Source organism: Micromonospora sp. WMMD714 (assembly GCF_029581315.1).
Lineage (GTDB): Bacteria > Actinomycetota > Actinomycetes > Mycobacteriales > Micromonosporaceae > Micromonospora > Micromonospora rifamycinica.
The window spans coordinates 4,078,154-4,090,603 of record NZ_CP120744.1 but is presented as its reverse complement, the minus strand read 5'-3'; the positions used below and the strand labels follow the sequence as shown (position 1 = coordinate 4,090,603).

General features: G+C 72.8%; 11 protein-coding genes. 6 read left to right on the top strand and 5 right to left on the bottom strand.

Annotated elements, in window-relative coordinates; translation table 11 throughout:
• Positions 1–219: 219 nt before the first annotated feature.
• The 6 genes from O7625_RS17995 to O7625_RS17970 all read left to right on the top strand — a co-directional run bounded on the left by O7625_RS17995 (position 220) and on the right by O7625_RS17970 (position 5,875).
• Positions 220–1,086, top strand: a complete 867-nt coding sequence (locus tag O7625_RS17995; protein WP_282340075.1) for a 3-hydroxyacyl-CoA dehydrogenase family protein — start codon at positions 220–222, stop codon at positions 1,084–1,086.
• Positions 1,083–1,352 (top strand): phosphopantetheine-binding protein, encoded by a 270-nt coding sequence (locus O7625_RS17990; RefSeq protein WP_282340074.1) that lies wholly within the window; start codon positions 1,083–1,085, stop codon positions 1,350–1,352. Before O7625_RS17995 ends, O7625_RS17990 begins: the two co-directional genes overlap by 4 nt.
• Complete coding sequence (locus O7625_RS17985; RefSeq protein WP_282340073.1) at positions 1,333–2,466, top strand: acyl-CoA dehydrogenase family protein; 1,134 nt, start codon at positions 1,333–1,335, stop codon at positions 2,464–2,466. Before O7625_RS17990 ends, O7625_RS17985 begins: the two co-directional genes overlap by 20 nt.
• Positions 2,459–3,538, top strand: coding sequence for an HAD-IIIC family phosphatase (locus O7625_RS17980; RefSeq protein ID WP_282340072.1), 1,080 nt, complete (start codon positions 2,459–2,461; stop codon positions 3,536–3,538). The genes O7625_RS17985 and O7625_RS17980 overlap by 8 nt, the downstream gene beginning before the upstream one ends.
• 105 nt (positions 3,539–3,643) lie before the next feature.
• Entirely contained in the window at positions 3,644–4,447 is an 804-nt protein-coding gene (locus O7625_RS17975; RefSeq protein WP_282340071.1) for a methyltransferase domain-containing protein, read from the top strand.
• Positions 4,448–4,609: 162 nt separating this feature from the next.
• Positions 4,610–5,875, top strand: a complete 1,266-nt coding sequence (locus O7625_RS17970) for a PHB depolymerase family esterase (RefSeq protein WP_282340070.1) — start codon at positions 4,610–4,612, stop codon at positions 5,873–5,875.
• 48 nt (positions 5,876–5,923) lie between these two features.
• Here O7625_RS17970 and O7625_RS17965 read toward each other — a convergent pair whose 3' ends face one another.
• The 5 genes from O7625_RS17965 to O7625_RS17945 all read right to left on the bottom strand — a co-directional run bounded on the left by O7625_RS17965 (position 5,924) and on the right by O7625_RS17945 (position 12,438).
• Positions 5,924–6,868, bottom strand: a complete 945-nt coding sequence (locus O7625_RS17965) for an aldo/keto reductase (RefSeq protein WP_282340069.1) — start codon at positions 6,866–6,868, stop codon at positions 5,924–5,926.
• Positions 6,869–6,990: 122 nt separating this feature from the next.
• A complete protein-coding gene (locus O7625_RS17960) occupies positions 6,991–7,536 on the bottom strand; it encodes a GNAT family N-acetyltransferase (protein WP_282340068.1) in 546 nt (181 codons plus the stop codon).
• A gap of 11 nt (positions 7,537–7,547) precedes the next feature.
• Positions 7,548–9,935 carry an ATP-binding cassette domain-containing protein gene (locus O7625_RS17955; protein ID WP_282340067.1) on the bottom strand — a complete coding sequence of 796 codons (2,388 nt, stop codon included), beginning with the start codon at positions 9,933–9,935 and terminating at the stop codon, positions 7,548–7,550.
• Positions 9,932–10,876 (bottom strand): ABC transporter permease, encoded by a 945-nt coding sequence (locus tag O7625_RS17950; RefSeq protein ID WP_282340066.1) that lies wholly within the window; start codon positions 10,874–10,876, stop codon positions 9,932–9,934. Before O7625_RS17950 ends, O7625_RS17955 begins: the two co-directional genes overlap by 4 nt.
• The gene (locus O7625_RS17945) at positions 10,873–12,438 is read right to left on the bottom strand and encodes an ABC transporter substrate-binding protein (protein WP_282340065.1); all 1,566 of its coding nucleotides are present in this window, start codon (positions 12,436–12,438) and stop codon (positions 10,873–10,875) included. Before O7625_RS17945 ends, O7625_RS17950 begins: the two co-directional genes overlap by 4 nt.
• Positions 12,439–12,450: the final 12 nt, after the last annotated feature.

Genomic DNA, 12,450 nt, shown 5'->3' with positions numbered 1-12,450 from the left:
TTCGCGCCCGCACTAAATGGACGGATGAGTCATCTGACCTATGTCCGTAAATGTGTCAGGTGCTAGCCTCGCTCGCGGTGGAACCGGACACCGGTCAGCCGGTTCCCGGAATCCGCCACGTCGGCAGCAGGAGTCCGCCACGTCGTGCGGCAGGCCCGCGTCGGGCTGCGCGCCACGAAGAGTCCGCTCGGAGCGAGGATCGTCGAGGGGGGCACACGCATGGGAGTCGAGTCCGAGGACCGGCCGGTCGCCGTGGTGGGCGCCGGGGTGATGGGAACGGGCATCGCCACGACCGTGCTCGGCAGCGGACGACCGGTGGTCCTGGTCGACGACGACCCGGCGGCGCTCGACCGGGCCGCGCGTACGATCCCCCTCCAGCTGCGCCACGCCCGGCTGATGAACGCGGCACCGGCCGACGGGCGGCCCGGCCGGCTGGTGACGGCCACCTCCGTACGGGAGCTGGGTGGCGTCTCGGTCGTGATCGAGGCGGTCAGCGAACACCTCACCACCAAGACCGCGATCCTCGTCGAGGTGGCCGGGGTCGTCCGCGCGGAGGTTCCCCTCGTCACCAACACCTCGGGCATCCCGATCGACGAGCTGGCCGAGGCCCTGCCCCGGCCGCACCAGCTGGTCGGCACCCACTTCATGAATCCCGCCTACCTGATCGACCTGGTCGAGGTGGTCCGGGGGCCGCGTACGGGCGACGCGACCATGGCCGCGCTCATGGCCCTGCTCGCGGGCCTGCGCCGGCGCGCTGTGGAGGTGCGTGACTCGCCGGGCTTCGTCACCAGCCGGCTGCTGCACCCGATGCTCAACGACGCGGCCCGCCTCGTGGGTGACGGCATCGCCACGGCCGACGAGGTCGACGCCCTCATGCAGGGCTGCCTCGGCCATCGGACCGGACCGCTGCGCACTGCCGACCTCATCGGCCTGGACAACCTGGTGGACTCCCTGGCAGCCCTCTACGAACGCACGGGTGAGCAGCGGTACCGGCCCTGCGACCAGTTGACGACGAAGGTGCGCGACGGCCAACTCGGCCGCAAGTCGGGCCGCGGCTTCTACGACTACACGGAGGCACTGGCGTGACGGCGGAGCACAGCGCGGAGATTCTCGACACCGAAGAGGTGCTGCGGTCGTACCTGGCAGCCCAGCTCAAGACCACCGTCGAGGCCGATCAGGATCTGTTCGACAGTGGCCTGGTCAACTCGATGTTCGCGATGGAGCTGGTGGTCCACCTGGAGCAGACCTTCCAGATCGCCGTTCTGGGCGCGGACCTGCGGCTGGACAACTTCCGCTCGGTGCGGTCGATGGCAGCCCTGGTACGGCGGCTGCGTGACGACCGTGGCCGGTGAACGCCAGCTCGCCGCCCGCGACCTGACCAGCACGCTCATCGGCGACCGCGCCGGTGGGTGGGACCTCTCCGGCGAGCTTCCCGTCGCGGTGCTGCGGGAGTTGGGCCGGCAGGGCACGCTGTGCGCCCAGGTGCCGGTGGAGTTCGGCGGGCTCGGTCTGAGCAGCGCGGACAACGGTGAACTGACCGCGCACACCGGCCGTCTGTGCAGCTCGGTGCGCAGCGTGCAGACCTCACAGGGCATGGCGGCCTGGAGCATCAGCCGGTTCGGGGATCCGGAGCAGCGGCGGCGCTATCTCCCCCGCCTCACCGGGGGGCAGCTCGCGGCGGTGGCGTTCAGCGAGGTCGACGCCGGTAGTGACCTGAGCGCCATGACCACCCGCATCGAGGTCGCCGGTGACGAGGCCGTGGTCACCGGGGAGAAGGTGTGGACCACGGCAGCCAGCTACGCCGACCTCATCCTCGTCGTCGGCCGGTTCGGGTCGGGAGCGGCCGTCGCGGTCGTCCCCCGCGACAGCCCGGGGGTCCGGCTGAGCCGGGTTCCGCATCCGTCGGGCTGCCGCGCGGCCGGCCACGCCGACGTACGTCTCGACGCCGTCCGTCTCCCTGTCTCCGCGATCCTCGGCGGCGGTGGGCACGATCTGTCGATGCTGGTTACCGCGATGCTGCTCTACGGACGGATGTCCGTCGCCTGGGGTTGTGTGGGCATCCTGCGCGAGTGTCTACGGGTCTCGGCCGCCCACGTCCGTACCCGGTCCCAGTTCGGCACCGAGTTGGCCCGCCACCAGCTCGTGTCCCGGCACCTCGCCGAACTCCTGGTCGCCGAACAGGTGGCCACGCGTGCCTGCGAACACGCCAGCAGGTGCTGGGACGCCGGTGAGCCCGGACTGGTCGCCGCCGTGGTGCTGGCGAAGCAGGTCAGCTCGCAGAACGCGGCACGCGGCGCGGCGACGGCCGTGCAGTTGTTGGCCTCCCGGGCCGCCCACGACGGCAGCCCGGTGGCCCGGGCCTACCGGGACGCCAAGCTGATGGAGATCATCGAGGGCACCACCGAGATCTGTCAGCTCGTCCTCGCGGACCACGTGCTGGCCACGGCAGGGAGGGTCGATGCCTGACCAACCGGTGAAGTGTCTCGTCTGGGATCTGGACAACACGCTCTGGCGGGGCACCCTGCTGGAGGGCGACGACCTCCGGCTGCCGGACGAGGTGCGTGAGGTGATCACCACCCTGGACGCGCGGGGCATCCTGCAGTCGGTCGCCAGCAAGAACGACCACGCCCCCGCGTGGCGGCAACTGGAGCGGTGGGACGTCGCGGAGTACTTCCTCCTGCCGGAGATCGGGTGGGGGCCCAAGTCCGAGTCGGTGCGCCGGATCGCCGACGGTCTGCGGTTCGCACACTCGGCCGTCGCCTTCGTCGACGACCAGCCCACCGAACGCGCCGAGGTCGCGTTCCACCTGCCCGACGTGCGCTGCTACACCCACGACGAGGTGCCCGGACTGCCGCACCGGCCGGAGTTCACGCCGGCGGTGGTCACCGAGGACGCCCGGCAGCGACGCCGGATGTACCAGGCCAACGCCCGCCGCACCGCCGTGCGACGCGACTTCACGGGGCCGGACCAGGAGTTCCTCCGCTCGCTGGGCCTCCAGATGCGGATCGACCGGGCGACCGACCGGGACCTCGCCCGGGTCGAGGAGCTGACCCGGCGGACCAGCCAGATGAACGCGACCGGCGTGCACTATTCCGATGCGGCGCTGCGGCGGCTGCTCGCCGATGCGGGCCACGAGGTCCTGGTGACCACCATGGCCGACCGGTTCGGTCCGCACGGGGCGGTCGGCGTCGTGCTGGTGGCGCGCAAGGAGGGCGTCTGGCAGGTGAAGCTCCTGGCCACATCCTGTCGGGTGGTGCAGTTCGGGGCGGGGGCGGTGATCCTGAACTGGCTCGTCGACCGGGCCTTCGCGGCCGGCGTCCACCTGGTGGCCGACTTCCGGCCGACGGAGCGCAACCGGATGATGGAGATCGCCTACCGGTTCGCCGGTTTCACCACCGATCGGTGTGCCTGCACGACGGTGTGTGACCGGCCGGACGAGGCGGACACCCAGCACCTGCATCTCGTGCCGACCCCCCGGGACGCGCCCGGCACGATCCGGGTCACCGCCACCGACCTGTTCCCGGCACGCGGACGCTGACCGCCGGTGGACCGGCCGCGGCGGGACCGGCCGCCCCCGGCACCGGGCACACAGGCAGGTCCCCTGCCGGCAGACCCGATCGACAGTGAGCAGTGGAGGCCGTGGATGACATCGACAGCAGACGACAACGCCGCCCAGGTCGCGGAGATGTACGACGGGTTCGTCGGGGCGCAGATGCCGGCGAACCTGCACTTCGGCTACTGGTCGGACGACGACGACCAGGTCGATCTGATCGCCGCGTCCGAGCGGCTCACCGGGCGGCTGATCGAGCGGCTGACGCCCGCGCCGGGTCAGCGCATCCTCGATCTGGGCTGCGGGGTGGGTGGTCCGGCGCTCGACCTGGCCCGCTCGTACGACGTGGAGGTCGTCGGCATCACGGTCAGCGCCGGCCAGGTGGCGGAGGCCACGGCCCGGGCGCAGCGGGACGGGCTGGCCGATCGGGCGCGTTTCCAGCTCGCCGACGCGATGGACCTGCCCTTCGACGACGCGTCGTTCGACGGGGCGTGGTTCTTCGAGTCGCTGCTGCACATGCCGGACAAGCGGCGGGCGCTGGCCGAAGCGGCGCGCGTACTCAGGCCGGGATCGCGGCTGGCGCTGGCCGACTGTTTCCGCCGGCCCGGCTACGACGAGCCGGCGGAGGTCGTCAACCTCGTCGCCATCGACGACTACGCGCCCTTGCTACGGGAGGCGGGGTTCACGGTGCTCGACATCCGGGACGTCACTGGGCACGCGGTCTTCCCTCCCCCGGCCCAGGAGCAGCTTCGGGAGTACATCCGGCTGCACCCCGACATCGCACGGCTGTACGGCACGAGCATCACCAACTGGCTGTTCCGGGACGAGGAGGGTGCGGACGAGCGTGGCCGGGGTGGCTTTCCGGGATACGTCCTGATCACGGCGCGGCGTCCGTGACCGTGGCGGGTCCTCGTCACGGCGGGGCGAGCGGCGCACGGCGTGTCGAGGCGGCGAAGCCGGCCGGTCGATCGTCCGAGCCGGCACCGATTGCCAGCGGATCTCCGCCACGCTAGGTTTGCCCTCTATCGATGAACGTCTACGTAGGTGTCCGGGGGCCGCATGTCAACGTCCGTCACTCGCCGCACCGTCCTGGCCGGTGGCACCGGCGCCGCTGTCGGCCTGACGCTGCCCGGCCCGGCCGCCCACGCCGACGGTCACCGCCCCGCCAGCGTGAGCTTCACCCTCGACGCGACCACGCTCGACGGCGGTGAACAGGTCACCTCGGTCACCCTGCACACCGCGCGGCTCGGGCCGATCGACACCGCCGGGCTCCACCCCGGCACGTTCACCGTGCACGCCAGGGCCACCAGCCCCGTCCCGATCGCCCCCGGCGATCTGATCTTCAGCGAGTACGACCTGGACCGTACGGTGACCGCGGCCCGGCTCGACCGGCGCGGGAACATCGTGCTCGACCTCGGCCACGGCGAAGGTCAACTCGGCGGTGGCACCCTCGGCTACATCCTGAGCAAGGGCCGCAACGTCCGGCTGGACCTCGTCTACACCATCACGCAGAACAGCCCGCTCGTGCGACGTCACGGCCCACCCGTCACCATCACCGACTTCGTGCAGGGGCGGCTGTCGAACCCCGAGGTGGACGCCTTCAGCCACCACGTCTCGGGCTCCGGCCTGAAATACCGGTTGTACTCCCCGAAGCGCCCACCGCGCCGTGGCGGACGACCGCTGATCGTCTGGCTGCACGGTGCCGGTGAGGGCGCCTCGCTGCCCGACGGCCACTACGACAACGAGACCACGCTGCGCGCCAACCGTGGCGCGTTGGGCTTCGCCACCCCGGAGGCGCAACGGATCTTCTCCGACGCGTACGTCGTCGCCCCGCAGAGCACCTCCTACTGGATGGAGGACGGTCCCCGGTTCGCCCCGCTGATCCGCGAGATCGTCGAGGATCTCGTCCGCCGCGAACGCGTCGACCCCGACCGGATCCACGTGGCCGGGTGCAGCAACGGCGGCTACATGGCCCTGGAGATGACCGTCACCTGTCCCGACCTGTTCGCCGCGTCGGTGCCGGTCTGCGGCGTCGTCGAGCCGCTCGGTGGCGACGGCCCGCCGCTGATCACCGACGCGGAGCTGGCGGGGATCCGCACCCCGACCTGGCTGGTCACCTCACTCGACGACGGCACCGTGCCACCCGGGACCAACACGGTCCACGCCCACGACCTCATCCCGGGATCACTGGTCACCCTCTACGACCGCGTCGTCTGGAACGGCTACCAGTTCCCCGGTCACTTCTCCTGGATCTACGTGGCCCGCAACGACCCGAGCCACCACGGCACCCACCTCTGGCAGTGGATGGCCCGCCGCCGCCGGTGATCCGCCGCGTCCGCGAGGCTGAGCCTCACGCGACGCTCCCCACCCCGTTCAGCGGGCGTCGGCCAGGCGGGCCAACTGCCCGTCGTCCAACGGCACGTCGACCGCGCCGACGGCCTCGTCGAGCTGCGCGAGGTCACTCACGCCGACGATGGGCCGGATGCCCTGGCGCAGCAGCCAGGCGAGCACGACCTGGTTGCGGGTCGCTCCCGTCTCGGCGGTGAGTTCGTCGAGCACGCCGAGGACCCGGGTCGTTCCCGGGTGGTCGTAGGCCTCGGGGAAGGGCTTGTCGGGGCGGACGTACCCACCGTTGATCAACGGGGTGTAGGCCCACAGGTCCAGGCCCTCGGTGTGCGCGTAGTCGAGGTCGTCGGCGGTGAGGAGCTTGTGGCCCCGGTCGGGCAGCAGCGCGCCGGGTCTGGGCTGCGCCAGCGAGTGCCGCAGTTGCAGCGCCGACCATGGCGCGACCCCCCGGTCCCGGGCCAGGGCGCGGGCCTGTTCGACGCGCCACGAGGCGTGGTTCGCCGCCCCGACCCGGTGCGCGTGCCCCGTGCCGACGAGCCCGCCGAAGGCGGTGACGGTCTCGGCGAGCGGCACGCCGCGGTCCTCGCCGTGCGCCCACAGCAGATCGACCGCGTCCACGCCCAGCCTGGAGAGGCTGCCGGCGACCCCGGCCGTGACGGCCCCCGCCGACAGTCCCTCGGCGGATTCGGGCCAGCGGTGCGCGACCAGCGGGTCGTACCGGACCTTGGTCGCGATCTTCACCCGCGTCCGCCCTCCCGGACGTGCCCGGAGCCAGGCCCCGATGACCCGCTCGCTCGCCCCGCCGAGACCGGTCGGGTCGGACCAGAACGCGTAACAGTTGGCCGTGTCGATCCACTCGCCGCCGGCCTCCACGAACCTGTCCAGCAGGGCGAACGCCCGTTGCCGGTCGACCGTCGTGCCGTAGTTCATCGTGCCCAGCACCAGCCGGGCCACTCCCCTGTTCCCTGCCACGGCGTCGACCCTGCCACCTGGAGTGCACTCCAGATCAAGCCGGGCGGCCCGGTCCGACCGGTGGCCCTCGCTGGCCGGTGGATCAGGCCCTGGGTCCGGCACCCCCGCCGACGACAGGGCGGCTACCGGGCGCGGCCGGGCAGCGGGATCTCGAAGTGGATCGTCTGGCAGCTGTCGTCGCGGGCGTCGTGGACCGGCGTCGCCAGGCTCCGCCAGAACGGTTCGGCACCGGGGACGCGGGCGTCGGTGTGCAGGTAGAGCGCCTGGTAGCGGGGTTGCCGGGTGACGAAGTCGACGGCGAGGGCGACCAGCGCCCGGGCGAGACCGCAGCGTCGGTGTCCGGGCCGCACGTAGACCCGGAACAGCTGCGCGGTGGTGTCGTCGGGGTAGCGCTCGGCGAGGAAACGCGGGTGGGGTGGGCAATGGGGTGCGGCGGCGCGTACGGCGGTGGTCCCCACGACCTCGTCGCCCGTGGTCGCGACGAACAGGGCGTGCCGGTCGGGGGTGAGGTAGGTGCCGTCGAGGTCGATGACGTCGGCGTGCCATTCGGGTCGGTAGCCGAAGCCGAAGTCGCGGTAGAAGGTGTCGAGCATGACGCTGCGCGCCCCGTCGACGTGCCGGCGCTCCGCCAGCTTGACCTCGTACGGGCCGACGCGGTGGTGCGGCATGGTTCCTCCGGTCACGGGTGGGTGGGTGCGGTGTCGTCCGCCGGGTGGGTGGGCAGCAGGGCCCGGGTCAGCGGGTGGTGTGCGCGGTGGAGCAGGTCGTCGGCCGGGCCACGGTCGACGACGGTCCCGGAGTCGAGGACGACGACGTGGTCGGCGAGGTGCGCCACCACGTCCCGGTCGTGCGTGATCACCACGACGGTCAGCCGGAGACGGTGTCGCAGCTCGTCGAGGAGGGTGAGGATGCCGTGCTGGGTGAGCCGGTCGAGGCCGGCGGTGGTCTCGTCGCAGACCAGCACCCGGGGCCTGCTGGCCAGTGCCCGGGCGAGCGCGGCGCGGTGCAGTTGGCCGCCGGAGAGCCGGTCGGGGCGTCGGGTCGCGGTGGCCTCGTCGAGGCCCACCCGGGCGAGCAGGTGCAGGGCGGTGCGGCGGGCCTGCTCCGGTGGGGCCCGGTGCAGGCGTCGTGCCGGGGCGGCCGTCTGGTCGAGGACCGTCCGGTGGGGGTCGAAGCTGGCGCGGGCGTCCTGGAACACGTACTGGATGGCGGCGAGTTCGTCCGGGCGGCGGTGGTCGAGGTGCCGGGCGAGGGGTCGTCCGTCGATGGTCAGCAGGCCGGTGTGGGCGGGGTGCAGGCCGGCGAGGCAGCGGGCGAGGGTGGTCTTGCCGCTGCCGGAGCGGCCGACCACGGCCAGGCACCGTCCGGCGGGGACGGTCAGGGTGACGTCGCGGAGCACGTCGCGCCGTCGGCTGCCGTCGCGGTGGGTGGCGGTCAGGCCGGCGACGTGCAGCAGGGGCCGGTCCGGCGGGGCCGCCGTCGGTGGCCGGCGCGGTGGCGGGGCGAGCAGGTGCCGGGTGTGGCGGTGGCGGGGGGTGGTGAGCACGTCGGCGGTGGGGCCGTGTTCGACGACGGTTCCCCGGTGCAGCACGAGGATCTGGTCGGCGACGGCGCGCACGAGGTGCAGGTCGTGGCTGAGCAGGAGCACGGCGAGGCCGTCGCGGGCGAGGGTGGTGAGTTCCCGGGCGACGTCGGTGCGGGTGGGGGCGTCCTGCCCGGTGGTGGGTTCGTCGGCGACGAGCAGGACGGCGCGGGCGAGCAGGGCGTGGGCGATGACGAGGCGTTGCTGCTGGCCGCCGGAGAGCTGGTGCGGGAAGCGGCGCAGGAACCGGCGGTCGGTGGGCAGGTCGACCCGTTCGAGGACGGCGGCGACGGCGCGGCTGCGGGCGCTGCGGCCGGTGCCGGGCGTGTGGTGCCGGGTGATCTCGTCGAGCACGGCGCCGACGCGACGGGCCGGGTGCAGCGCGGTGCCGGGTTGCTGGGGGACGTAGCCGACGGTGCCGGGCGGTGGTGGGGTGTGGGGGGTGACGGGGGTACCGGCCAGGGTGACGGTGCCGGTGTGGGTGGTGCCCGGGGTGGTCTCGCCGAGCAGGGCACGACCGGTGGTGGTCTTGCCGCTGCCGGAGGTGCCGATGACGGCGAGGATCCGACCGCCCGGCAGGTCGAAGGAGACGCCGTCCACCAGGCGGGTGTCGCCGGCGGTGACGGTGAGGTCGCGTACCTCCAGCAGGGTTGCGGTCGTCGGCGGACGGGGGGCGGTCGTGGTGGGTGCGGGCCGGGGTGGCGGGGCGGTGCGGCGGGTGGTCAGCATCCGGTCGGTGGCCAGGTTGAGGCCGACGGCCAGGGCGACGAGGAGGGTGGCCGGCACGGCGACGGCCCAGGGTTGCAGGAACAGTCCGGCGCGGTTGCGGTCCACCATGACCGCCCAGTCGGCGGCGTCGGGTGCGACGCCGATGCCCAGGAAGCTGGCGGTGGCCACCAGGTAGGTCGCGCCGATGAACCGGACGCCGGCGTCGGCGAGCAGGACCCGACGGATGCCGGCGCCGACGTGGCCGGGGCCGCGTCGCCACCAGGTTTCCCGGTACAGGCGCATCGCTTCCATGGCGGGGCCGTGGGCCAGCGGCAGCGCGGTGGCGCGGGTGATCCGGGTGATCTCCGGTAGCCCGATCAGCGCGACGATCCCGACCAGGGTGAGGGGTCCGGGTGGCGCGGTGGCGGCCAGCAGGATCAGCAGCAGCAGCGACGGTACGGCCAGCGCCAGGTCCAGGGGGCGCATGAGCAGTTCGTCGGCCCACCGGCGGCGGGTGGACGCGGCCAGCAGCCCGAGCGGTACCCCGACGAGGTAGGCCAGCAGGGTCGCGGCGACGGCGACAGTGACCACGGACCGGCCGCCGAGCAGGACCTGCTGTGCGACGTCGCGGCCGACGAAGTCGGTGCCCAGCGGCCCGTCGTCGGCGAACGGGAAGGTACGGCCGGTCGGCTCGCCGGCCAGCAGCGGGCCGGCCACGGCCAGGCCCAGCGGCGCGGTGAGCAGCACCGCCGCGGTCATGGTGCGTGGCCGTGTCATCGGCCCACCGGGGTACGCGGGGCGAGCCGGAAGGCCACCAGGTCGGCAGCCAGGTTCACCAGCACCGTGGTGACGGCGACGAGGACGCACAGCGCCTGCACGGTGGGCACGTCCCGGGTGGCCACCGCGTCGACCAGGGCGGTGCCGAGTCCGGGGATGACGAACACCGCCTCGACGACGATGACGCCGCCGAGGAGCCAGTCGGTGGTGCGGGCGAGTTGCTGCACGACCGGTGCCAGCGCGTCGGGCAGGGCGTGGCGCAGCCAGAGCCGGCTGCCGGTGATGCCGAGGCGTCGGGCGTGGCGGAGGTGTTCGGCCCGTAGCGCGTCGAGCAGGCCGGCGCGGGTGAGTCGGCTGATGGTGCAGACGGGTCGGGCGAGCAGGACGAGCAGCGGCAGGACGAGCACCGACGGCCGGGTGAGCAGGTCGGTGCCGAAGGCGGTGGGTGGCAGCCAGCCGAGGCGGACGCCGAAGACGGCGATGAGCAGGATCGCCAGGGCGAACTCCGGCACCGCGTACAGGGCGACCGACACCGCGGACACCGTCCGGTCCAGTGGTCCCCCTTCGCGGCGGGCCGCCAGCATGCCCAGGGTGACGGCGAGCGGGACGAGCACCAGCAGGGTCACCGCTGCCAGGAGCAGGGTGACGCCGGCGCTGTCGGCGAGCCGGTCGGCGATCGGCCGTCCGGAGACCAGGGACACGCCGAGGTCGCCGTGCAGCAGGTCGGTGAGCCAGTCCAGGTAGCGCTGCCAGGCCGGACGGTCGAGGTGCAGGTGTTCCCGGATGGCGGTGATCCGGGCCGGGTCGGGCTGGTCGCCGGCGATCACCACGGCGGCGTCACCGGGCAGCGCCTCGGTGAGCGCGAACACGATGGTGGTGATCCCGGCGACCTGCCCGAGGCCGAGCAGTAGCCGCCCGGTGGCGTAGCGGGGCAGGCTCACCCCAGCCAGACCTTGTCGAAGCGGGCCCAGTCGAGGGTGTTGGCCGGGGCCTGGGCGGACACGCCGGCGACGCGGGGGGCGGTGGCGACGAGGAAGTCGGCGAAGCCCCAGATCAGGAAGCCGCCTTCGGCGTGCAGGACGCGCTGCATGTCGCCGTAGGCCTGCCGGCGGGTCGCCTCGTCGGTGCTGGTGACGGCGCGGGTGTAGAGGGCGTCGAAGTCGGGCCGGGTCCACCGGGTGGCGTTGGTGGTGGAGGTGGTCAGCAGCCGTTGCGAGATGTGTGTCTCGATGGGCATGGCGCCGGAGCGGTACGAGGCCAGCGCTCCGGTGTCGAGGATGTCCTTCCAGTAGGTGTCCTTGTTGCCCAGTCTGGTGTCGATGACCAGGCCGGCCTGTCGGGCCTGGTCGGTCAGGACGCTGGCGGCCTCGACGAAGCCGCTGGCCACGGCGGCGGTGTCGAGGCGTATCCGCAGGCCCCGGGCGTCGGCCTTGTCGACGAGGTAGCGGGCGCGGTCGAGGTCGTGGGGGCGCTGGGTGATGTCGGTGGCGTAGTGCTGGTAGCCCTTGCCGAACAGGTCGTTGCCGATCTGTCCGGAGCCGCCGAGGACGGTGTCGACGAGCTGTTGGCGGTCGGTGAGCAGGAACATGGCCTCGCGGAGGTCCCGGTTGTCGAACGGTGGCCGGTCGACCTTCATGGCGAACGACTGCATGGTGCTGTTCGGCATCCGGGTGACGGTCAGCCGGGTGCTGCCGGCGTGGGTGCGGGCGGTGGTGGGGGTGATGTCGTGGGCGTATTCGACCTGGCCGGCGAGCAGGGCGTTGACCCGGGCCGGTTCCTCGTTGCTGATCAGGTATTCGAGCTCGTCGAGGTGGGCTGCGCCGTCCCAGTAGCCGTCGTGGCGTTTGAGCAGCAGTGACCGGCCGGGCTGCCAGGAGTCGAAGGCGAACGGTCCGGATCCGACGGGTCGGGTGAACGTGTCGGTGCCTTCGGGGACGATGTACGCGCCGAACGCGGCCAGGGCGTTGGGGAACTCGGCGAAGGGGCGGGTGAGGGCCAGTTCCACCGTGCGGTCGTCGACGGCGCGGCTGTGGGGCAGGTCGAGCAGGCCGAGGCTGGCCCTGGCCCGGAACGCCTTCTTCGGGTCGGTGATCCTGGCGTAGCTGTGCAGCACGTCGGGGGCGCGGACCGGCCGCCCGTCGTGGAACGTCGCCTTGCGCAGGGTGATCCGCCAGCGGGTGAGGTCGCTGTTGGGTTCCCAGCGTTCGGCGAGGCGGGGTCGGATGGAGACGTCGGGGCCGTAGTCGGCGAGCTTGTCGAACATCGCCTTGGCCCGGGACGCCTCGTTGAACAGGTTGGCCAGGTGCGGGTCCAGCGTCTCGTTGACGCCGCCGCCGGCGAACGCCGCCCGTAGCCGGCCGCCGCGCCGGGGTGGCCCGGCGGGGCTCCCGGTCGGGTCGTGACGCGTGCCGCAGCCGGTCAGCAGGGCGGCGGAGACGGCGGCGGCACCGCCGAGCAGGCCGCGGCGGGACACTGTCGACGTACCCACGGGCAGTTTGTCCATCATGAATGTCCT

What these genes read in the sequence shown, in the direction of transcription:
- O7625_RS17960 (WP_282340068.1), bottom strand. Translation starts at nt 7,536, where the DNA reads ATGCCGCACCACCGCGTCGGCCCGTACGAGGTCAAGCTGGCGGAGCGC.
- O7625_RS17970 (WP_282340070.1), top strand. Translation starts at nt 4,610, where the DNA reads ATGTCAACGTCCGTCACTCGCCGCACCGTCCTGGCCGGTGGCACCGGC.
- O7625_RS17975 (WP_282340071.1), top strand. Translation starts at nt 3,644, where the DNA reads ATGACATCGACAGCAGACGACAACGCCGCCCAGGTCGCGGAGATGTAC.
- O7625_RS17995 (WP_282340075.1), top strand. Translation starts at nt 220, where the DNA reads ATGGGAGTCGAGTCCGAGGACCGGCCGGTCGCCGTGGTGGGCGCCGGG.
- O7625_RS17980 (WP_282340072.1), top strand. Translation starts at nt 2,459, where the DNA reads ATGCCTGACCAACCGGTGAAGTGTCTCGTCTGGGATCTGGACAACACG.
- O7625_RS17955 (WP_282340067.1), bottom strand. Translation starts at nt 9,935, where the DNA reads ATGACACGGCCACGCACCATGACCGCGGCGGTGCTGCTCACCGCGCCG.
- O7625_RS17945 (WP_282340065.1), bottom strand. Translation starts at nt 12,438, where the DNA reads ATGGACAAACTGCCCGTGGGTACGTCGACAGTGTCCCGCCGCGGCCTG.